Here is a 22,224-nt window from a genome sequence, read left to right as displayed (position 1 = left end):
ACGGGGATGCCGCCGTTCCCACATTATCCCGCTCCGCAACGCACCGCCCCCGATGACCACTGCTCCCATCCGCTTCTTCCACCGTGGCCAGGTCGTCGAGGTGAGCGGCATCGCCACCACCCGGTCCGTGCTCGACTGGCTGCGCGAGGATGCGCGCTGCACCGGCACCAAGGAAGGCTGCAACGAAGGCGACTGCGGCGCCTGCACGGTGGTGGTCGGCGAACTGCAGGGCGATCGGCTGGCCCTGTCGACGGTCAACGCCTGCATCCAGTTCATGCCCACGCTCGACGGCAAGGCCCTCTTCACGGTGGAAGACCTGAAGCCGATGGCCGGCGGGTCACTGCATCCGGTGCAGCAGGCCATGGTCGAGTGCCACGCCTCGCAGTGCGGCTTCTGCACGCCCGGCTTCATCATGTCCCTGTGGTCGGCCTATGAACGGCACACCGCCGCGGGCAGCAGACCGACGCGACAGGACCTGGCCGATGAACTCGCCGGCAACCTCTGCCGGTGCACCGGCTACCGGCCCATCCTCGATGCCGGCGAACGCATGTTCGACCTGCCGCCGGTGCAGCTGGCACCGGGTGCGGTCGAGGCGACGCTGCGCGCGCTGCATCGGGGGGAGGACGGCCTTGCCTACGAAGCGGTCAACCCGGCCGCGGGCGGGCGTGTCGATCGTTTCCACGCGCCGACAAGCCTCGCCGAACTGTGGCGGGTGCTCACCGAGCTGCCCCGTGCCCGGCTCCTCGCCGGCGGCACGGACGTGGGGCTCTGGGTCAACAAGCAGTTCCGCGACCTGGGCGACATCATCCACCTCGGCCGCGTCGCCGAGCTCCAGCGCCTGGAGGACACCGCACAGCACCTCTACATCGGGGCCGGCGTGTCGCTCGAGCGGGCCTGGGCAGCGCTCGCCGCGCGGCACCCCGCACTGACCGAGGTGTGGCTGCGCTTCGCGTCGCCACCCATCCGCCATGCCGGCACGATGGGGGGCAACGTCGCCAACGGCTCGCCCATCGGCGACGCCGCCCCGGTGCTGATGGCGCTCGATGCCGAGATCGAACTGGCCCGCGAGGGCAGGGTGCGCCGCATGCCGCTCTCGGAGTTCTACACCGGCTACCTGAAGAACCGGCTGGAGCCCGGCGAGATCGTCCTCGGCCTGAGCGTGCCGACGACGCGCGCGACGGTGCGGGCCTACAAGGTCAGCAAGCGCTTCGACTCCGACATCTCCGCCCTGTGCGCCGGCCTCTCGCTCTCGGTGTCCGCGGGCCGGGTGGCGCAGGTCCGCATCGCCTTCGGCGGCATGGCCGCCACCGTCCAGCGTGCCCGGGCGGCTGAAGCGGCGCTGCAAGGCCAGCCGTGGACGCAGGCGGCCGTCGATGCGGCCCGGGCGGCCCTTGCGGCGGACTTCTCGCCCCTCTCGGACCTTCGCGCCAGTCGAGACTATCGCCTGCAGGTGGCCGGCAACCTGCTGACCCGCTTCTGGCTCGAGACCCGGGAAGTCGACCCGCTGCCCGCGGCGGCCACCAGCGTGTTCTCGGGCATGGGTCGTGTGTTGCCGCAGGGGAGTTGACATGAACCAGCCGATCGATTCCTTCCTCATGGCCGAACCGGCGACCGCGGCGCGTGCGGGCGCCAGCCGCCCGCACGAATCGGCCCACCTTCACGTGGCGGGCGCAGCGCCGTACACGGACGACATCCCCGAGCTGGCCGGTACGCTGCATGCCGCGCTCGGCCTGTCGCCCGTCGCCCGAGGGCGCATCACGGGCATGTCGCTCGACACCTTGCGTGCACTGCCGGGCGTGGTTGCCGTGCTGAGTGCCGCGGACCTGCCCGGCCCCAACGACTGCGGCGCCATCGAGCACGACGACCCCATCCTGGCCGAGGGTGAAGTGCGCTACGCCGGGCAGCCGGTGTTCGCCGTCATCGCCACCAGTCGCGATGCCGCGCGTCGCGCCGCGGCCCGTGCCCGCGAGGTGCTGGCCATCGACCCGCTGCCGCCGGTGCTCACGCCGGCCGAAGCCCATGCCGCGGGGGACTACGTCGTCCCGCCGCAGCACCTGGTGCGCACATCGCATCCGGGCGGCATCAAAGGCGCACTGGCCGATGCGCCGCACCGCCTGCAGGGCCGCTGGTTCGTGGGCGGCCAGGAGCAGTTCTACCTGGAAGGGCAGATCAGCTATGCGCTGCCCCAGGAAGACGGCGGCGTGCGCGTCTACTGCTCCACCCAACATCCGAGCGAGATGCAGCACCTCGTGGCGCGCGTGCTGCAGCGGGCGTCGAGCCAGGTGCAGGTGATCTGCCGGCGCATGGGTGGGGGCTTCGGTGGCAAGGAGTCGCAGTCCGCCGTCTTCGCCTGCCTGGCAGCCATCGCGGCCGTGCGGCTGGGGCGGCCGGTGAAGCTGCGGCCCGACCGCGACGACGACTTCATGATCACCGGTCGTCGCCACTGCTTCGAGCACACGCATGACGTGGCCCATGACGACGAAGGACGCATCCTCGCGGCCGAGGTCACCATGGTGTCACGGGCCGGCCATTCGGCCGACCTCTCCGCGCCGGTGATGACGCGGGCGCTCTGCCACTTCGACAACGCCTACTGGTTGCCCAACGTGGCCGTGCACGGCTTCTCCGGCCGCACCAACACGCAGTCGAACACCGCCTTCCGCGGCTTCGGTGGCCCGCAGGGAGCGATCGCCATCGAGTACATCATCGACTCGGTGGCGCGCCGGCTCGGCCGCGACCCGCTCGACGTCCGGCGGGCCAACTTCTACGGTGTCGGTGACTGCAACGTCACGCCCTACGGGCAGACAGTGGAAGACAACCTGCTGATGCCGCTCACGGCGGAGCTGGAAGTCCGCAGCGACTACCGCGCCCGCCGCGCCGCCATCGCGGCCTTCAATGCCACGAGCCCCGTCCTCAAGCGGGGGCTTGCGCTCACGCCGGTCAAGTTCGGCATCTCGTTCAACGTCGTCCACCTGAACCAGGCCGGTGCCCTCGTGCACATCTATGCGGACGGCTCCATCCTCGTCAACCACGGCGGTACCGAGATGGGCCAGGGGCTCAACACCAAGGTGGCCCAGGTGGTGGCCCACGAGCTCGGCGTCGGGTTCGAGCGCGTCCGGTGCAGCGCCACGGACACCGACAAGGTGGCGAACACTTCGGCCACCGCGGCCTCGACCGGCGCCGATCTCAACGGCAAGGCGGCGCAGGATGCGGCGCGGCAGCTCCGCCAGCGCCTGGCCGAGTTCCTGGCGGCGCGCGAGGGCGTCGCGTCGGACGAGGTTGACTTCGCGAACGATCGGCTGCTGGCGGGGGGGCGCAGCTTCCCGTTCGACGACGTGGTGCGCGATGCCTACTTCGCGCGCGTCCAGCTGTGGTCGGACGGCTTCTATGCCACCCCGGGCCTGCACTGGGATCGCGAGGCGATGCGGGGCCGACCGTTCTTCTACTTCGCCTACGGTGCGGCCGTGAGTGAGGTGATGGTGGACACCCTGACCGGCGAGTGGCGCCTGCTGCAGGCCGACGTGCAGCACGATGTGGGGCGCTCGCTCAACCCGGCGATCGACATCGGCCAGATCGAGGGCGCCTTCATCCAGGGCATGGGCTGGCTCACCACCGAGGAGCTGGTGTGGCACCCGGCCGACGGCTCGGCCCTGGCGGGCCATCTGCGAACCCACGCCCCGAGCACCTACAAGATCCCGACGGCCAACGACTGCCCCGCCCGTTTCGACGTGCGGCTTCACGATGCCGAGAACCCGGCGGACACCGTGCACCGCAGCAAGGCCGTGGGCGAGCCGCCGCTGCTGCTGCCGTTCTCGGTGTTCTTCGCCATCCGGGACGCCATCTCGGCCGTGGGCGAGCATCGCGTCGATCCGCCGCTGGATGCCCCGGCCACGCCGGAAGCCATCCTGCGGGCCGTCGACGCGGTGCGCGCCGGATGCTGAACGACGCCGCATCGGCGTGGCTGGCCGAAGGTCGGCCGGCGGTGGTCGTCACGGTCAGCGAAGCGTCGGGGTCGGTGCCGCGGGATGCCGGCACGCGCATGCTGGTGTCGGCCGAGGCCTGCGTCGGCACCATTGGCGGCGGTCACCTCGAGTTGCAGGCGATCGCCACGGCGCGCGCCATGCTGAAGGACGCGCACCTGCAGCCGCGCGAGCAGCGCCAGGCGCTCGGGCCGGCACTCGGTCAGTGTTGCGGTGGCGTGGTCCTGCTGCGCTTCGAGCCCCTGGGCGCTGAAGCCATGGCGGGCTGGGTCCGCCGGCCGCGTTTTCACCTGCAGCTGTACGGCGCCGGCCACGTGGGCCGGGCCATCGCGCGGCTGCTGGCGCCACTGGACGTCACGGTGGACTGGATCGACGAGCGCGAGGACGAGTTTCCGGCGCTCATCGACGGCCAGCCATGGCCACGCCACATCCGCCGCGTGGCGGTGGATGGGGTGGAAGCCGAGGTGGCCCATGCCCCGACCGGTGCGCACTACCTCGTGCTGACCCACCGGCACGACCTCGACGAGCGCATCGCCGAGGCCATCCTGCAGCGCGGCGACTTCGGCTACTTCGGCCTCATCGGCTCGCTCACCAAGCGGGCGAGGTTCCGCCATCGCTTCGAGCAGCGCGGGTTTGCGGCCTCGGTGATCGACCGCATGACGTGTCCCATCGGCGTGCCGGGCATTGCCGGCAAGGAGCCGGAGGTGATCGCCATCGGCGTGGTCGCGCAGTTGCTGCAACAACCGTCGGCGAACTGACGCTGCAGACACACCCGACGCACGCTCCGAGGCGCGCGCCGCCGGCCCCGGTCGTCCCGAAGGACGTGCCGGGGCCTTTGGCCTCAGCCGGTGTTGCGCAGTCCGGCCGCCACCCCGTTGATGGAGATGTGGATGCCGCGCTGCACCCGCTCGTTCTGCGGATCGCCTTCGACGCGCTGCCGGTGCCGGCGCATCAGTTCGACCTGCAGGTGGTTGAGCGGGTCCAGGTAGGGGAAGCGGTGCTCGATGGAGCGCGCGAGCGACGGGTTCGACGCCAGGCGGCGGGTCTCGCCCGTGATGAGCGACAAGGCCTCGCTCGTGCGCCCCCACTCGGCCTCGATGGCCGAGAAGATGCGGCGCCCGAGCTTCTTGTCCTCCACCAGCTCCGCATAGCGGGCGGCGATGGCCAGGTCGCTCTTGGCGAGCACCATGTCGAGGTTGGACATGAGCGTGCGGAAGAACGGCCACTGCTTGTGCATGCGGCGCAAGACGGTCAGGCGCTCCTTGCGCTCGGCCGGATCCTTGCCGAGGAACTTCTCGATGGCCGTGCCGAAGCCGCACCAGCCGGGCAGGGCGACGCGGCACTGGCCCCAGCTGAAGCTCCAGGGAATGGCGCGCAGGTCCTCGATGGCGCGCGTGGCCTTGCGCGAGGCCGGGCGCGAGCCGATGTTCAACTCGGCGATCTCACGGATCGGGGTGGCCGAGAAGAAGTAGTCGGTGAAGCCCGGGGTCTCGTACACCAGCTTGCGGTAGGCCGCCATGCTGGCATCGCTCAGTTGCGCGGCGACTTCGAGGAAGCGTTTGGGCGCCGCCTGGGTCGGGTGCAGCAGCGTGGCTTCGAGCGTGGCCGCCACCAGCGTCTCGAGGTTGCGCCGGCCGATCTCCGGGTTGGCGTACTTCGAGTTGATGACCTCGCCCTGTTCGGTCAGGCGGATCTGGCCGTTCACCGTGCCGGGGGGCTGGGCCAGGATGGCCTGGTAGCTCGGGCCGCCGCCGCGACCCACGGTGCCGCCGCGGCCATGGAAGAGGCGCAGGGTGATGCCATGCGCATCACGCAGGCCGGCGAACAGCTCGACGAGCGCGATCTCGGCGCGGTAGAGCTCCCAGTTGCTGGTGAAGAAGCCGCCGTCCTTGTTGCTGTCGCTGTAGCCCAGCATGATGTCCTGCTCGCGGCCCGATCGCTTGATCATGGCCGCGATGCCGGGCAGCGCGTAGTACGCCTCCATGATGGGCGCGGCGTTGCGCAGGTCGCCGATGGTCTCGAAGAGCGGCGACACGATGAGGTCGGCCTCCGCGCTGTCATCCAGGGTGCCACGCAGCAGGCCCACTTCCTTCTGCAGCACCAGCACTTCGAGCAGGTCGCTCACGTCCTCGGTGTGCGAGATGATGTAGTGGCGCAGCGATTCGCGACCGTACAGCTGGCGCATCTGCAGCGCGGCTTCGAAGATGGCGAGCTCGTCGCGCGTGTGGTCGCTGTAGGCCGCGGCCGGCACGCGCAGCGGACGAGCGTCATGCAGCACGGCGACGAGCAGGTTGCGGCGGGCCGCCTCGTCCAGCGCGCTGTAGTCGTCCTCGAAGCGTGCCACCTTCAGCAGCTCGGCCACCACGGCCTCGTGCTTGTCGGAGCTCTGGCGCAGGTCCACGGTGGCGAGGTGGAAGCCGAACACCTGCACGGCACGGATCAGCGGGCGCAGGCGCGGGCCCACGAGGGCCTGTCCGTGATGGGCCGTGAGCGAGGCCTCGACCGTCTGCAGGTCGGCCAGGAACTCGTCGCTGGAGGCGTACGGGTTCTGCGGGGCCACCGCGTGGCGTAGCGCTTCCGTGCCGGTGAGGGCATGCAGGGTGGCCGCGAGGCGTGCGTACACGCCGATGAGCGCACGCCGGTAGGGTTCGTCCTGGCGATGGTCGCTCTGGTCGGGCGAGCGCTCGGCGAGCGCCTGCAGGGCGGGGCTGATCGGGTTGAGCATCAGCGACAGCGACAGCTCGGCGCCCAGCTCGTGCACCTCCGTCAGGTAGAAGCGCAGCGCGGTCTCGCTCTGGCGGCGCAGCGCCATCTTGAGCGTCTCGGCGCTGACGTTCGGGTTGCCGTCGCGGTCGCCACCGATCCAGTTGCCCATGCGGAAGAAGTTGCCCAGCTCCTGGCCGGGCAGGGCCTCCTCGATGTCGCCGTACAGCCGCGGGATCTGCCGCAGGAAGGTCGACTGGTAGTAGCTCAGCGCGTTCTCGATCTCGTCGGCCACGGTCAGCTTGGTGTAGCGCAGCATGCGCGTCTGCCACAGCTGCGTCACGCGGGCGCGCAACAGCAGTTCGTTCTGGGCGAGGTCGCGCTCGGAGTGCACGCTGTCGCGGGCCTGCAGCAGCTCGGCAATGGCCCGCTCGGCGTCGAGGATGCTCTTGCGCTGCACCTCGGTCGGGTGCGCGGTCAGCACGGGGGAGATGAACGCCTGGCGCAAGGTGCGGGCGATGTCGTTGGCGCGGATGTCGGCCTGGGCCAGGCGTTCGAAGGCCATGGCCACCGAGCCTTCCTGCAGGTGACCTTGCTGCTCGTGGTGCTCGCGGCGGCGCACGTGGTGCCGGTCCTCGGCGATGTTGGCCAGGTGCGAGAAGTAGCTGAAGGCCCGGATCACGCTCACCGTCTGGTCGCTGCTCAGGTTCTTCAGCAGCCGGTCCAGGGCCCGGCCGGCCTGCACGTCGCTCTTCAAGCGGTAGGCCACCGATAGCTGGCGCACCCGCTCGACCAGGTCGAAGGCGGCCCGGCCTTCCTGTTCCCGGATCACTTCACCGAGGATGCGGCCCAGGAGCCGAATGTCCTCGATCAGAGGACCGTTCTTGTCAGGGGTATCGACTTTCGAGCGGGATGCCATGGCTTTCCTTGTGAGAGAGGGCGCAATGTTAATGGGCGTCAAGGAAGGCGCATCCGGCGCCGCGCCGCCGGGCCGTGCGCCTGATAGCATTTCGCGATGCCTGAGACCTCCACCTCCCTCCTGATCGCCACCCGCGAGAGCCGGCTCGCCCTGTGGCAGGCCGAACATGTCCGCGACCTGCTCCAGGCCCGCCTGGGCTGCACGGTCGACCTGCTCGGCATGACGACCCGCGGCGACCAGATCCTCGATCGCACCTTGTCGAAGGTCGGCGGCAAGGGCCTGTTCGTGAAGGAGCTGGAAACGGCGCTCGAGGAGGGCCGGGCCCACCTCGCCGTGCACTCGCTGAAGGACGTGCCGATGGAGCTGCCCGAGGGTTTCGAACTCGCCTGCGTGCTCGACCGCGAGGATCCGCGCGACGCGCTGGTGTCCAACAACTTCGCCACCTTGGCCGATCTGCCGCAGGGCGCCCGCGTGGGCACCTCCAGCCTGCGCCGCGTCGTGCAGCTGCGCGCACTCCGCCCGGACCTGCAGATCGAACCGGTGCGCGGCAACCTCGACACCCGTCTGCGCAAGCTCGACGAAGGTCAGTTCGACGCCATCGTGCTGGCGGCCGCCGGCCTGAAGCGCCTCGGCATGGGCGACCGCATCCGCAGCGTGTTCTCGGCCGAGGAGATGATCCCCTGCGCGGGGCAAGGCGCGCTCGGCATCGAGGTCCGCTCGGATGCCACGGCATTGCGTGCCCAGCTCGGTCAATTGACGCATCGGCCGACCTGGCTGGCGGTGCACGCCGAGCGCGCCGTCTCCCGCTCGCTGGGCGGCAGCTGCAGCATGCCGCTGGCCGCGCATGCGGTCTGGCAAGGCGCCAATTTGCAGGTGTCCGTGGCCCTGGGCGATCCTGAATCCACGACGCGGCCCCTGCTTCGCGCCGAGACCTCCGGCTCTGCGGCCGACGAATCGGCGGCCACGGCCCTCGGGGTGAAGGCGGCCGACCTCCTTCGAGCGCAGGGCGCCGCCAGCTACCTGCCGGTCGCCTGAGGCGCGCCGTGCGGGTGCTCGTCACGCGGCCGGCCGGGCAGGCCGGTGAATGGGTCGAGGCCCTGAGAGCGGCCGGCATCGAGGCCGAGGCGCTGCCGCTGATCGGCATCGAGCCGCCCGCCGACGGCGCACCCGTGCGCGAGGCCTGGGCGGCCCTCGCCACGTTCAAGCTCGTCATGTTCGTGAGCCCGAACGCCGCGGCCCACTTCTTCGCCCTGCAGCCGCCGGACCGTGCGTGGCCCGCGGGGGTGCTGGCGGGCTCTCCCGGTCCCGGCACCACGGCGGCCCTGAAGCGCCTGGGCGTGCCGGCCGCAGCCATCGTGGAGCCGCCCTCGGATGCCGCCCAGTTCGACTCGGAGTCGCTCTGGCAGGTGATCGGTGACCTGCCATGGGAAGGCAGCCGCGTGCTCGTCGTGCGCGGCACGAGCGGCCGTGACTGGCTGGCCGCCCGGCTCGCCGAGCGGGGCGCCACCCTGAGCTTCGTGGCCGCCTACCAGCGGGCCGCCCCGCGGCTCGACGAGTCGGGCGCCGCCATCCTCGCGCGCGCCCTGGCCGAGCCGGCGCAGCACCTGTGGTTCTTCAGCAGTTCCGAGGCCATCGACCACCTCGATGCGCTCGCACCGGGCACCGATTGGTCCGACGCCCATGCGCTCGCCACGCACCCCCGCATCGCCGAGCGGGCGCGCCAGGCCGGCTTCGGCCGTGTGGTCGAGGCCAGGCCCGCCCTGCCGGCCGTGGTGGGATGCATACAATCCCAGGCGTGAACGACACCCCACTGCCCCTCGACCCTCCGCTGGCCGGACCGGCCCTGCCTCCCGTCGTGCCCGCGTCGCCGCCCCGGCCACGCCGAGTGTGGGCGACGGTGCTGGGCATCATCTTCACGTTGGCGCTGCTGGCCAGCCTGGCCATTGCCCTGGCGGCCCAGAAGCGGGTTCGCACGATCGAGCAGGAACTCGCCCGCCGCCAGCAGGACACCCAGGGCCAGGCCACCGAGGCGCGCCTGCTGGCCAAGCAGTCCCAGGACACCGCCCGCGAGAGCGCGGCCAAGGTGGCGCTGCTCGAGGCGCGCCTTGCCGAGGTGGCGCTGCAGCGCACGCAGCTCGAGGAGCTGATCCACTCGCTGTCCCGCTCGCGCGACGAGAACCTCGTCGTGGACATCGAGGCCGGCCTGCGAGTCGCGCAGCACCAATCCATCATCACCGGCAGTGCCGAGCCGCTGGTGTCGGCCCTCAAGCAGGCAGACGAGCGCCTTGCCCGCCACAGCCAGCCGCGGCTCGACGGCGTTCGACGCGCCCTGGCCCGCGACATGGACCGGGTGAAGGCCGTGGGCGTGCCCGACATCTCCACCCTCACGATCAAGCTCGACGAGGTCGTGCGGCTGGTCGACGAACTGCCCCTGCTGGCCCAGGCCTCGCGCAAGGAGCCTTCCCGGCCCACGCCGCAGCAGCCGACGCCGGCTGCCCCCGCGGCGAGCGGGCCGGCGTCCTGGTGGGGCTCAGTGCGCTCCGGCTGGGACGGGGCGATCGAACGGGTGTGGTCCGAGGTTCGCTCGCTGGTGCGGGTCACCCACATCGAGCATCCCGAGGCGGCCCTGCTCACGCCCGACCAGGCCTTCTTCCTCCGCGAGAACCTGAAGCTGCGTCTGCTCAACGCCCGCTTGGCGCTGCTGAGCCGCCAGTTCGACACCACGCAGACCGACCTCAAGGCGGTGCAGGCCATGCTCGACCGCTACTTCGATCGCAGCTCGCGCCGCACCACCGTGGCCGCCGAACTGGTCAAGCAGGTGACGGCGAGCGCCCGCAACGTGAGCCTGCCGCGGCCCGACGAGACCCTCGCTGCGCTCGCCGCTGCGGCGGCCGGGCGCTGAAGCGGTGAGGCTGCGACCGATGCGCGCCGTCATCTGGTTCATCCTGTTGTTCGCGGTGGCCGTCGTGGCGGCGTCGAGCCTCGGCGCCAACGACGGGCTCGTGTCCTTCTACTGGGGACACCAACGCACCGACGTGTCGCTGAACCTCTTCCTGCTGGCGCTGGTCGGCACCTGCTTCGTGCTCGTGAGCGCCATCCAGGCCATCAACGCACTGGTCGGCCTGCCGCGGCGGGCCCATGAATGGCGCGTCGCCCGTCGCGATCGCACCGCCCAGGCGGCCTTGCGCGAAGCCCTTGCCCAGTACTTCGGGGGGCGTTACAGCCGGGCCCACAAGGCGGCGCAGCGAGCCCTCGTCATTCAGGCCGAGACACCCGACCTGGTCCAGGACAACGAGTTCACCGTGCTCGGCCACCTGCTCGCCGCCGGCAGCCTGCACAAGCTGCAGGACCGTGCGCGTCGCGACGACGCGCTGAGCGCCGCGCTCGACCTGTCGAGCCGCAGCTCGCTGGCGCGGCCCGCGGAGGAAGGCGCCCGACTGCTGGCTGCCGAGTGGGCCCTCGACGACCGCGACGCGGGCAGGGCGCTGGAACTCCTCGCCGAACTGCCGCCCGGCGTCGCGCGCCGCACGCATGCGCTGCGCCTGAAGCTGCAGGCCACGCGCCTGGCCCACCAGCCGCATGAAGCACTCAAGACGGCGCGCCTGCTCGCCAAGCACCAGGGCTTCTCCAAGGGCGCTGCGCTGGGCCTCTTGCGTGCACTCGCCTTCGAGTCGCTCGACGGCGCGCGCGATGCCGACCAGGTCCGCCGCGTCTGGTTCGCCCTGGAGCCGGCCGACCGCCGCGACCCGCTGGTGGCCGCCCGCGCGGCGAGCCGCCTCGCGCTTTACGGTGGCGCCACCGAAGCGCGTGCGTGGCTGCGCCCCTTCTGGGACCGCCTGCCCGAACTGCTGCCCGATGAACGCGCCGGTGTGGCCGAGGCCCTGGTGCAATGCGTGGCCGGCATCGGCCCCGACTGGCTGCCCCGATTCGAAACGGCCGTCACGGCACTGCCGCGCGATGCCGCGGTGGCGTATGCCGTGGGCTGCGCGTGGACCGAGCGCGAACTGTGGGGCAAGGCCCGCGTGCTGCTCGAGCAGGCCACGTCCTCACGCGAGCTGCCACTGAACGCGCGCCGCCATGCCTGGCTGCTGCTGGCACGCCTGGCGGAAGTGCAGTCCGATGAGAAGCGTGCAGCGGATTGCTATAAAAACGCGGCAGCACTTGCGTGACTCACAAAACATCGTGTATAGTTCAAGGCTTCGCGGCTGTAGCTCAGCTGGATAGAGTACTTGGCTACGAACCAAGGGGTCGTGGGTTCGATTCCTGCCAGCCGCACCAGAACTTCTAGTTCTAGAGAAACGGGTCAGTCCGAAAGGACTGACCCGTTTTTCTTTGTGCGGCGACTTTTGAGGGACTGGCATTTCCCATCTGCCGCTGTTCCTCCTTCGCGTCGCCGGGCTCCAGTTCCAACGGCCCGTGTCTTCGCTGATCTTCTCCAGCGCCGTGTGCAGCTCCACCCGCCATGCTGCAGTGGCGCTGTGCCGCAGGTCCCGCCGCTCAGCCTGCGCTTCCGGCGTGCCGACTGCCATGCGGTGTGCGTCGATGAATGCAGAGTGCGCCGCTGCAGATCGATCTGGTCCGCGGTCTCGTGGGCCAGCAAACGGTTATCGACCGATGAAAGTTTGGCGGCGGCGATGCGCGTCCGATCACCGAGGCTCACGCACGGTATCCTGCTCGCCGCAGCAACCGAAGCGTCTTGCACGCAACCTGATGAGCAGCGCAGAACCCACAGTCGTCACGCTCCGTGCGGGAGGCCTCGAACTCTCGCTGTCCAGCCTGGGGGCGACCTGGTTGAGTTGCCGCGTGCCGCTCGGGCGCCAGTGGCAGCGAGAGGTCCTGCTGGGTCGCCACACCATGACGGAGCCCCAGGCGCGGAACGCGTACATCGGGGCCACCGTCGGTCGCTATGCCAATCGCATCGGCGGTGCCCGCTATGTGCACGAGCGCCAGGTTCGAACCCTCGTCCCCAACGTCGGTTCGCCCCATCAGCTTCACGGCGGGCCCGAGGGCTTTCACACGCGACTCTGGGACATCCGGAAGCGTTCGTCCGACGAGGTGACTTTGTCGCTCACGTCGCCCGCGGGCGACCAGGGGTTTCCCGGGGAGGCCAAGGTCGTCGTGACCTACCGGTTGATCGACGAGTCGACCATCGAGATGAACGCACATGCGGAGCTCAGCGAAGAGAGTCCCGTCTGCTTGACGAACCATGCGTACTACAACTTGGGCGGCGAACCCTCGGATGTGCGCGAGCATCGCCTTTCCGTGAACGCCGAGCACTATCTGCCGGTGGATGGGGGCTTGATTCCCGTGGGTGACCTGGTGTCGGTCGCGGGGACCTCCTTCGACTTTCGAAAATCGAAGCGCCTCGCGGACGACTGGCTCAAGGATGCGCAGCAGCAGGTTGCCGGTGGCTACGATCATGCGTTCCTGATCGATCCGACGTGCTCCGGCATGCAGAACCCGCTCTGTACCCTCGCTGCCCCGGACGGCACGCTCGGCATGGAGCTGTACTCGACGCTGCCGTCGTTGCAACTCTACGCAGGGCAGTATCTGGAAGGGATCCCGTCGCGCCATGGCGTGCCGCTTCCGGCCTGCGCAGGCGTCGCGCTCGAACCCCAATTCCTGCCGGACAGCCCGAATCATCCGGAGTGGCCGCAGCCGTCGTGCTTCTTCGGTCCGTCTCGTCCGTATCGACACGTCATCCGGTGGAAGTTTCTTCGATGACTGCGGGGGTCGACGCAATGATCTGGCGGGGTGCTCCGGTCAAGCGCGTGAGCGGGCTTAGACAGAGGCCGTTAGCAAGGCACCGCTCGCTTCAGTCGTAGCCGTCGCCAGCGCGCCCGGGTGAGCCTTCGGTGTTGTCGGGGACGGTCGCCGGACAGCGCTGCGTCGCAGTCGCCAAGGCCGGTGTCACCCGGAGTCCGATCGTTCTCCCCCTCCCGCGAGCGAGCACTTGCCGCTAGCATGTCGGCGCGCTGGTATCGGTTCCAGACGCGCGCACCACACGCTTGCTCAGGACCCCGGCATGACCTTTCCGCATTCACCTTCTCCCGACCTGACACGACGCCGCCTGCTCGCGGCAGGTGGCGCCACGGCGCTCGGCACGGCGGCCTGGCCGCTGGCCGGCTGCAGCACGGCAACGACCACGGCGTCGACACCGGGCAACCCGTCCGAGCCGCTGCCCATCCGCATCGACACCGACCCCGGCGCCTCCCGCGGTGTGTTCTTCGGCGTGTTCCGCGAAGCCGGCGTCATGGACGTCGTGGACGCCGCGCAGGAGAACTACCGCTTCAAGCCGGCCGCCGCGATGTGGTTCACCCGCTTCGGCGCGCCCTTTCCCGAGTCGGCCATCCGCTACCTCGCTGAACAAGGCATGGCCGCGCAGGTGACCTGGGAGCCGTGGGGCGCGCGCGACGAAGCGATTCCCCTTGCCGACATCGTCGCCGGCAAGTGGGACGCCTATCTCGCCGACTACGGGGCGGCCGCGGCGCGGCTGAACCTGCCGTTCATGCTGCGCTGGGGCCACGAGTTCAACGGTGACTGGTATCCCTGGGGCATGGCCCGCAACGGCCAGTCCGCTGACCTCTACGTCAAGGCCTATCGCCGCGTGGTCGAGCGGGTGCGGGCGGCGGGGGCCACGCAAGTGCAATGGGTCTGGTGCTTCAACAACCAGAGCACCCCGCAAGCCCGGTGGAACGACCCGGCCCTCGCATGGCCGGGCGCCGATGTGGTCGACTGGGTCGGCATCGACGGCTACAACTTCGGTGTCAGCCAGCCGTGGTCGCGTTGGACACCTTTCCGCGACGTCTTCGAGAACGCCCTCGCCATCGCCGCCCGCATCGCGCCCGACAAGCCCGTGCTCCTGGCCGAGATGGCCAGTTCCGAGGCCGGCGGCGACAAGGCGGCGTGGATCCAGGCCATGTTCGCGCAGTTGCCGCACTGGCCGCAGGTCCGCGCCTTCACCTGGTTCGACATCATCAAGGAAACCAGCTGGGCGATCACCTCGAGCGAGGCCGCGTGGGATGCGATGGTGGCCGGCTTGAGGTCGGACTACGTGCGTGGCAACGGCAGGGCATTGCTGTCGGTGGCCCGGGCCACAGCCTGACCGGCGCGGCCATTGAGGACCTCTTCTTTCGTTCCGCGCCCGACCTCGCGCCCCTTCGCACACGCCGCATCAATCCCGGCCAGCCAGCCTCCCCTTCAAGTGCCCGGTTCAGGGCGCTCGGGTGTAGTGTGTAGGGCCCTACGCCTACAAGCTCGCAGCTCACCGAGCAGGGAGAACCGAGGACTTTATCGGTTGGATGTGTTGTATCGTTAATGTATGCGTAAGAGCTCCCAGGCCGATCTCGAGCGGTTCCTCGAAGAATTGGCCGCTACGGCCCAACCCGGAGACCGGGTGCCCCCGATCCGCGACCTCATGCGTCGCTTTGGCCTGTCGCAGGTGTTGGTGCAACGGTGCTTTCAGCACTTGAAGGACCGCGGGCTGATTGCTTCGGAAAGCGGGAGGGGGACGTACTTCCTTGCCAATGCCGGTTCAGGCTCTGAAGGAAGAGCGGCCGGGAGCGCATCTGCCCATACCGGTCGCGCGCGCCAGCAGACTGCACGCTCGATCCTGTTGCTGAGGCGCTCCATCAGCATCATGCGTGGGCGCGTCCTTGTGGAGGCGCTTCACCGGCGCTTTACATCCGAAGGCCATCGGGTGCTCGAGGTTTCGTATACCGATCCGGAGCATGCGCGGACGGTGTTGAGAAGCTTGCCCAGACTTGACGCGTGCGTCTTGCAGTCCTCGTACAAGACCGTCACCATCGACCTGCTGGCTGCGATCAAGGAGCGCACCGACGTTCTCGCCATTGACGGTGCAGCCCTCATGGGGGCTGATGTCGAGGTGGTCGGCACCGAATGGGGCGAGCCGGTCGCGCGCAGCGTCGCGCGCCTGATTGAAGGTGGACACACGAAGATCGGCTATGCGACGGTGTCCACGCCCTTTCTCGCGAACGAACTGGGTAAACGACGCTTCGACAGTCTCAAGGAGAGTCGTGCTGATCTGGAGCTGTACAGCGTGTCGGTGCCCCACGGGCCCGACTCCGACTATGCCGAGGCGCTCGTGGAGGAGTTGACAAGCAAGTTGGACGGCGAAGGCCGCTTACCGTTCACCGCCGTTGTGGTTTGGGGCATTGAGGACGGCTCTCGTTTTCGGTCCCTTCTTTCGGCGCGCGGGATCGATGTACCGGGCGCTCTCAGCGTGGTACTCCTTGGCCGGACTGACATGTCGAACGAGCACGGCGACTTCTTCGAAGTCTTTGGCTGCAGTGTTGCCGACCAGGTCGACCAACTCCACGCCGCGATAGCGCGCCGTTGGGCAAAACCGAGCGCGCCTTTTGGCATAGCTTTCACGCCGGTGACCCACCGGGCCGGCCGGTCGGTCGGCTCACCTGGTTTCGCACCGATCAAGGGTGTGCCGCCGGACGCCTGACGTTTCGTTCCCCATTCAAGCCAGGGGCGGCGGTAGGCATACCGCCATACGCGTGAACGCGCCCCCTTCGGCGGATCCCGTGGATCGTTCGCTTCCGTGCCGCCAAGGCAGCATGGCTGCGGCCGGGATGGCGGCCATCCGTGTTGCGGTGCGTATGCCTCATCCTGGCGATTGGCCCCCGGCGCGGACTCTTTCCACCGTCGTGATCGTCAACTCGGCCGACGAGCCGACGTACTTGGTGGGCACGAGCGACTCCGCCAGACCTGCGGGGATGCTGTGTGTGGTGAAGTGTGGATGGGAGAGGATGGCCTCAATGAAAGGCATGCCAGAACTTTGCGCCCTTTGGGCGGCCTCATACAGAAGATGATGCGCCTGGTGGCGGCCCATCAATTGAGTGAGCTGCATCATGGCGGACTCTGATGCGATCAATCCGTTGGTGAGTTCCAGGTTCTGGTGCATCTTGTCCGGAAACACAACCAGTCCTTGCGCCAAGCTTGCGAAGGTTTCGCACACAGACGCAGCAAGGATGCCGATCTCCGGGAGAAGGATGTCGGTGACGTTCGTCGATGAAGAGTCGCCCTCATCCATTCGAACCATGGCCTCGAGGGCAACGGGTCCACGGGAGCGAAGCATGCGCGCCAGACTGATCAGCAACAGCGCGGTCGACGGGTTGCGCTTCTGCGCCATGGTGGAACTCCCGACCTTGCCCATGTGAAACGCTTCGGCGACTTCACCGATCTCTGTCCGTTGCATGAACACGATGTCTTGAGCAATCTTCTGGAGGGTTGCCGCCAGCATCGCAAGTGCAGACACGTAGTCACTGACTCGGTCGTATGCGCTTCGGATGGGCAGCCCGGTCGGGGGCGTGAGGCCCAACTGGGTGGCAACGGCTGCCTCGACAGCCGGCCCGATGCTGCCGACAGCGGCAAATGTGCCGATGGCGCCGCCCATGCTGGCGGTGAACGATTCATTCAGCCGCCCATGGAGACGGTCCTTCGCGCGCCCCAGCTCATCGAGCCACGCAGCGACCTTGAAGCCGAACGTCATTGGCAGCGCATGCTGTCCGTGGGTTCGACCCGCCATCGGGGCGTCCTTGTGTTCCAGGGCGAGCTTCTCAAGCGCCACCATGCCCGCCGACAGGCCTCCCATGGTCAATGCATGGGATCGATGCATCTGCACCGCGCTCGCGGTGTCGAAGATGTTCTGCGTGGTCGCTCCCCAGTGGATGTAGCCCGCGGCCGGCTCCCCGCAAAGTTGCTCCAAGCGTCGAAGGACCGGCACCAGGGGGTGCTGCGCGAACGCGATGTCCTGCGATAGCTGCGCGCAGTCGAAATGTCGAACGTGGGCCATCTTCCCGATCACAGCGGCGGCCTCCGAGGGAATGATCCCCAGATGCGCTTGCGCTTGGGCAAGTGCTGCCTCCACATCCAGCCACGCCTGAAGTGTTGCCTCGTCGCTCCAGATGGCCTTGGCTTGCGCCGAGAACCAATGCTGGGTGATGAACGACTCGAACATGCCTACACGCATTCCATACTCCAGTTCTTGAATGTACGAAGTGTATTGTACTCGTGCAGTTTTCGGTCGACGCACTGGTGCTCAGTGAAACCGTGATTCCTAGGGAAAATACCGCCGTTGTATGTGTCGCGCCTGCCAAACGCATGGCGTACACTGCGTACGCACCATGCAATACGCAGTACACGTCTAGCTTCGGAGAACCAAGTGCTCACCACTTTCATTCGTGCCAGCCGGCATCAATCTGCAACCGTCGCCTTCGGTTGCCTCGCCGCCGTTGCTGCACCTTCCTGGGCGCAACAAGGCGCGCTGACGATCTACGGCATCGTTGACATGGGCATCGCCAAGTCGAACGACGGCACGACGCCTGGCTCGCGATTGAATGGCGCCGGCCCCGCGGACGACTGGGTCGTGAAGGCCGGCAACACTTCCCGGATCGGGTTCCGCGCGAGCGAAGACCTTGGAGACGGCAAATACGCCCGCTTCCAGATCGAACATCGTTTCGCCATGGACACCGGGACGTCGAGCAACGCCAATGTCTTCTGGCTGGGTCGCTCGGTCGTCGCACTCGGAAGCAAATCGCTGGGCGAGGTCTATGCGGGCCGGGAATATTCTCCGGCGTACTGGGTTGCACTGAATGTCGACCCGACGGCATGGAGCTACGTGAGCCAGACTGGCGCTGCTTACACCTATGCCAACTACACGCCGGTGGCGACCAGCGTGGAAGCCTCGAACATCCGCTGGGCGAACAGCGTCGGGTACAAGTCCCCGCAGCTCGGTCCAGTTACCTTCGAAGCATCGACGGGTCTCGGCGAAGGCAGGCGCAAGCGCAGTGAAGCTGCCAACGTCCAGGTCAAGCTGGGCAAGCTCTGGGGCGGTCTGGCCTATGACGGGCTCGATGGCGACACCAACATGGCGCTCGTGGGTGCGACCTACGACCTGGGTTTCGTCCGTCCCTCTGCCAGCTTCACGACGGTCAAGGGCGGGGTGAACGGCGCGGCCAAATCGCTCACCTTTTCCGCGCTGGTTCCGACGGGGTTCGGCCGCGTCTACGGTTCGTTTGCTGAACTGCGGCCGGCCAATGGCAGCGACTCGAGGTTCATGTCGGGCGGCGCGCAGTATGACCTCAGCAAGCGCACGCTCATCTACGGCAACGTCGGCTCGGCCAAGCAGGTGGCGCAGACGCGGCTCACGGCGTTCGACTTCGGCATGAAGCACACCTTCTGATTGCAAGCCCTTCTCTCCACAACCGAGGATACGTATGAAGCACAAGATCAGGACGTTGTTGGCCGGCGCTTTCTTGACGGCGCTGTGCGCCAGCGCCCAAGCAGAGTCAGACAAGCCAATCACGTTGGTCGTGGGCTACTCGGCAGGCGGTAGCGCGGACTTCATCGCCCGAGTTGTCGCCGCCGAGATGGGCAAGCGCCTCGACCGCCAAGTCATCATCGAAAACGTCGTCGGCGCGAGCGGCGTGCTTGCCATCCAGAAGACTCTCAATGGGCCGGCCGACGGCAGCATCCTTTACATGGGCGGGACGGACACTGTCGTCGTTCCCATGGTCAACCCGAAAGTGAAGCACGACTGGGACCGCGACTTCGCTCCGGTCGGTCGGCTCACCACCGTCCCCATGATCTTCGCCGTTCCGGCCTCGTCTCCGTACAACACGCTCTCCGAGCTCGTGAGTGGCCTTCGCAAGGCGAACCGCGACATGAGCTATGCGACGCCTGGAATCGGGACGATGCAGCACTTCTACGGGTCCCTCATCACGACCAAGACCAAAGTGCCGATGCTGCACATCCCGTACCGAGGCGGCGCGCAGATCGTCAATGACCTGGTGGGAAGTCAGGTCGACAGCGCGATCCTGGTCCTCTCGACCGCGATGCCCTTCCTGAAGAACAAGAAGATCAAAGCGCTCTCGGTGTCAGACGACGCTCGAGTTCCGCTGTTGCCCAACGTCAGGAGGATCGGCGAGGAAGAGGGGTTCACCGGCGTCGCGCTGCCTCTTTGGCAGGGCCTGTTCGTCAAGGCCGGGACACCGGCTGCCACGATCGCCACTTACGAGAAGGCGCTACTGGAAGCCCTGGAACAGGCGGAGGTCAAGACCAAGCTTCAAGAGTCTGGCATCAGTACTGCCCCGATGAAGGGCCAGGAGATGCGAGCCTTCATCAAGCCTCAAGCAGCCCTCTACAAGGACATCGTCGCGGCAGCGAGGATCAGTCTCGATTGAAACTACCACTTGGGCCCCCGTTCGACGACTTAAGGCGCCAGCGCAGTGAACGACCGCAGGTCCCGAGCAGACTCAGCGCTCTGAGAGGATGGAGCCAGGAGCGCGTGGAGCAGGTTCTGGCCTCACGTGCTTGAGCGCGCCGTCAGGCGGTGAAGGAACACCCGGCACCGTGCCCATTCCTGGGGACGGGCTGGCCCATGGCTCGAGGCCTCGTTCTGAAGGGCTTCACGGCGAGCGGTCCGTGACTTTGGTGGAAGCGGCGAAGCTGAGTCGTTCACCGGCGGGAGCGGGCGAAGCAGGTGCTGCCACGCAAGGTCACACGGAGCCGGCGTGGCGCCCTTCAGGCGCGATCGGCCGCCTTCCAGGGCGCCGGGCTTGAGCAGCTTGTCGGACAAGCAACGGCTCTCCGCCGCGACGGTTCAGCGTGCCTGTGGCGCCGCGGGAAGGCACGTGTCGGTGATCCTGCACAGCGCGGCGACGCCGACCGGTGGCTCGGCCTGCCAGGGCAGCACATAGGTCCGCCGAGCCAGCCCGCCGGTCACACGGGCGATCTGTGCGGCTTCGCCGGCGATGCGTGTGGCCAGCAGCGGGTCCCGCGTGCCCGACGCAGTCAGGCTGCGGTTCACGACCCAGGCGAAGGGTTCGATGCGTGCGCGGCGCAGGTCCTCTTGCAGGCCGGCGGCCTCGGAGACTGGCGTCACTTCGGGCAGGGTGACGATGACGATGCGGGTGTACGTCGGATCCTGCAGCCGCATCAGCGGCGTGATGACGCGCGCGGACGCCGTGCCCTCGAACTCGCGCGTCATCTGGCGGTGGTAGGCGCCGGTCGCGTCCATCAGCAGCAGCGTGTGGCCGGTGGGCGCGGTGTCGAGCACGACGAAGGCGCTGCGCGCCTCGCTGACGATGCGGGAGAAGGCGTGGAACACGGCGACCTCCTCGGTGCAGGGCGAGCGCAGGTCTTCCAGCAGGAGGGCGCGGCCGGCTTCGTCGAGGTCCCGGCCGCGGCTGGCCATGATTCGATCGATGTAGTGCTGCGTCTCGATCGCCGGGTCGATGCGGTCGACCTGCATGCCCGGCACACCGCCTTCGAGCGTCGAGGCGAGGTGGGCCGCCGGATCGGTGGTGGACAGGTGCACGCTCTTGCCCCGTCCGGCGAGGGCGACCGCCAGCGCGGCGGCGACGGTCGTCTTGCCGACGCCGCCCTTGCCCATGACCATGATCAGGCCCCGTTCCTCGCGCGCGAGCTCATCGACCAATGCGTGCAGTGAGGGCAACTCGGGAGCAGGAGCCGTCTGCAGGGGCGGCGCGGCCGGCGGCGTCACCTTCGGGTCGAGCAAGGCGCGCAGCGCGGTCAGGCTGACCATGTCGAAGGATCGGAGTGGCACGCGGTCCTGGGGCAAGCGTGCCAACGAAGCGGGCAGGGCGCGGAGTGCGTCCTCGCCGAGCCGCTGCAGGGCGGCGGCCACGGCATCGTCCGGCGACGTGGCCTGGAACCAGGCATTGACCACCAGCCGCTGGTTCTGCAGGCCGAGCGCCAGCAGCTCACCGTGCGTGCGCGCGGCTTCACGCAGCGCCGCCGCGTCTGCGCGCGTGACGAGGACGATGGCCGTCTGCACGGGATCGGCGAGCGCCTGCAGGCCAGCACGAAAGCGCTGCTCCTGCATCTTGAGTCCGGAATGGGGGCCGAGGCAGGACGCACCGCGGTCGTTCCCTTCCAGAAACCCCGTCCATGCCTTGGGCAGGCTGAGCAGCCGCAAGGTGTGGCCGGTGGGAGCGGTATCGAAGATGACGTGGTCGTGGTCGGGCAGGTCGCCGGCCAGCAGCCCGATGAACTCATCGAAGGCCGCGATCTCCGTGGTGCAGGCGCCGGACAACTGCTCGCGCACCGTTCCGCGCTCTACGTCCGAGCTGGCTTCCGGCATCTGGGCGATCACGCGCGCACGGTAGCCGTCGGCGGCGACCTCCGGATCGATGTTCATGGCCGCCAGCCCGGGCGCCCCGGGGACGGGCGTCGGCTGACCCGACAACGGAACGCCCAACATTTCGTCCAGGTTGGACGCGGGGTCTGTGCTTACCAGCAGCACGTGGCGACCGGCGTCTGCCAGAGCCAGGGCGCAGGCGCAGGCGAGCGAGGTCTTGCCCACCCCGCCCTTGCCGGTGAAGAAGAGAAATCGAGGCGGCAGGTGGAGCAGAGAGAGCGGGGCAGCGCTGGCGTCGGTCATGTTGGAAGCCTGTTGGGGTGTGCGTCAGCGGTCACGCGTCGCGGGAGCAAGTGCCGGGGTGGACTTGGGGCGGTCTTTCAAAGTCGTCGGCCTTGGGCAGCCGTGCCGCCGCCTGCCATGGAGGCGCTGCCGGAGGATATGCAGGGCCGCAACGCGGTTTCCCCTTGGGGACGCGGTGCTGATGTGAGATC

15 protein-coding genes and 1 tRNA gene are annotated in these 22,224 nt (G+C 68.4%); 13 read left to right on the top strand and 3 right to left on the bottom strand.

From position 1 onward, the window contains the following. Positions 1-52: 52 nt before the first annotated feature. From xdhA to xdhC, 3 genes are read left to right on the top strand one after another with little or no spacing between them, the layout of a single operon-like run. On the top strand, positions 53-1,567 hold the full coding sequence (gene xdhA, locus ACSQ2F_RS15280; protein ID WP_436024275.1) for a xanthine dehydrogenase small subunit: 1,515 nt from the start codon (positions 53-55) through the stop codon (positions 1,565-1,567). A 1-nt stretch (position 1,568) separates the two neighbouring features. Continuing rightward, the gene (gene xdhB, locus ACSQ2F_RS15275) at positions 1,569-3,938 is read left to right on the top strand and encodes a xanthine dehydrogenase molybdopterin binding subunit (protein ID WP_436024273.1); all 2,370 of its coding nucleotides are present in this window, start codon (positions 1,569-1,571) and stop codon (positions 3,936-3,938) included. Then, positions 3,932-4,735 (top strand): xanthine dehydrogenase accessory protein XdhC, encoded by an 804-nt coding sequence (gene xdhC / locus ACSQ2F_RS15270; RefSeq protein WP_436024271.1) that lies wholly within the window; start codon positions 3,932-3,934, stop codon positions 4,733-4,735. Before xdhB ends, xdhC begins: the two co-directional genes overlap by 7 nt. Before the next feature lie 83 nt (positions 4,736-4,818). On the opposite strand, the gene ppc is transcribed toward xdhC, so the two are convergent. Next, on the bottom strand, positions 4,819-7,599 hold the full coding sequence (gene ppc, locus ACSQ2F_RS15265; protein WP_436024269.1) for a phosphoenolpyruvate carboxylase: 2,781 nt from the start codon (positions 7,597-7,599) through the stop codon (positions 4,819-4,821). Between the two features lie 96 nt (positions 7,600-7,695). On the opposite strand from ppc, the gene hemC reads away from it, so the two are divergent. From hemC to ACSQ2F_RS15225, 8 genes are all read left to right on the top strand, one after another. Beyond that, on the top strand, positions 7,696-8,634 hold the full coding sequence (hemC, locus tag ACSQ2F_RS15260; RefSeq protein WP_436024267.1) for a hydroxymethylbilane synthase: 939 nt from the start codon (positions 7,696-7,698) through the stop codon (positions 8,632-8,634). Positions 8,635-8,642: 8 nt separating this feature from the next. Further along, entirely contained in the window at positions 8,643-9,398 is a 756-nt protein-coding gene (locus tag ACSQ2F_RS15255) for a uroporphyrinogen-III synthase (protein WP_436024265.1), read from the top strand. After that, positions 9,395-10,501, top strand: coding sequence for a uroporphyrinogen-III C-methyltransferase (locus ACSQ2F_RS15250; RefSeq protein ID WP_436024263.1), 1,107 nt, complete (start codon positions 9,395-9,397; stop codon positions 10,499-10,501). Before ACSQ2F_RS15255 ends, ACSQ2F_RS15250 begins: the two co-directional genes overlap by 4 nt. Before the next feature lie 19 nt (positions 10,502-10,520). After that, complete coding sequence (locus ACSQ2F_RS15245) at positions 10,521-11,768, top strand: heme biosynthesis HemY N-terminal domain-containing protein (protein WP_436024261.1); 1,248 nt, start codon at positions 10,521-10,523, stop codon at positions 11,766-11,768. A gap of 32 nt (positions 11,769-11,800) precedes the next feature. Next, positions 11,801-11,877: transfer RNA gene (locus ACSQ2F_RS15240), tRNA-Arg, on the top strand. A 249-nt stretch (positions 11,878-12,126) separates the two neighbouring features. Next, positions 12,127-13,323: a galactose-1-epimerase gene (locus ACSQ2F_RS15235; protein ID WP_436026833.1), complete on the top strand. Its 1,197-nt coding sequence runs from the start codon at positions 12,127-12,129 to the stop codon at positions 13,321-13,323. A 301-nt stretch (positions 13,324-13,624) separates the two neighbouring features. After that, positions 13,625-14,704 (top strand): glycoside hydrolase family 26 protein, encoded by a 1,080-nt coding sequence (locus ACSQ2F_RS15230; RefSeq protein ID WP_436024259.1) that lies wholly within the window; start codon positions 13,625-13,627, stop codon positions 14,702-14,704. A gap of 216 nt (positions 14,705-14,920) precedes the next feature. After that, entirely contained in the window at positions 14,921-16,072 is a 1,152-nt protein-coding gene (locus tag ACSQ2F_RS15225; RefSeq protein WP_436024257.1) for a GntR family transcriptional regulator, read from the top strand. Between the two features lie 159 nt (positions 16,073-16,231). On the opposite strand, the gene ACSQ2F_RS15220 is transcribed toward ACSQ2F_RS15225, so the two are convergent. After that, positions 16,232-17,587, bottom strand: coding sequence for a class-II fumarase/aspartase family protein (locus ACSQ2F_RS15220; protein ID WP_436024255.1), 1,356 nt, complete (start codon positions 17,585-17,587; stop codon positions 16,232-16,234). Between the two features lie 204 nt (positions 17,588-17,791). On the opposite strand from ACSQ2F_RS15220, the gene ACSQ2F_RS15215 reads away from it, so the two are divergent. After that, positions 17,792-18,811, top strand: a complete 1,020-nt coding sequence (locus ACSQ2F_RS15215; RefSeq protein ID WP_436024253.1) for a porin — start codon at positions 17,792-17,794, stop codon at positions 18,809-18,811. 34 nt (positions 18,812-18,845) lie between these two features. Next, entirely contained in the window at positions 18,846-19,811 is a 966-nt protein-coding gene (locus ACSQ2F_RS15210; RefSeq protein WP_436024251.1) for a Bug family tripartite tricarboxylate transporter substrate binding protein, read from the top strand. A gap of 419 nt (positions 19,812-20,230) precedes the next feature. Here the strand turns inward: ACSQ2F_RS15210 and arsA are convergent, their stop codons facing one another. Continuing rightward, the gene (gene arsA / locus ACSQ2F_RS15205) at positions 20,231-22,033 is read right to left on the bottom strand and encodes an arsenical pump-driving ATPase (protein WP_436024249.1); all 1,803 of its coding nucleotides are present in this window, start codon (positions 22,031-22,033) and stop codon (positions 20,231-20,233) included. Positions 22,034-22,224: the final 191 nt, after the last annotated feature.

The organism is Rhizobacter sp. LjRoot28, assembly GCF_964253025.1.
GTDB lineage: Bacteria > Pseudomonadota > Gammaproteobacteria > Burkholderiales > Burkholderiaceae_C > Rhizobacter.
This window is presented reverse-complemented; position numbering and strand designations above follow the sequence as displayed.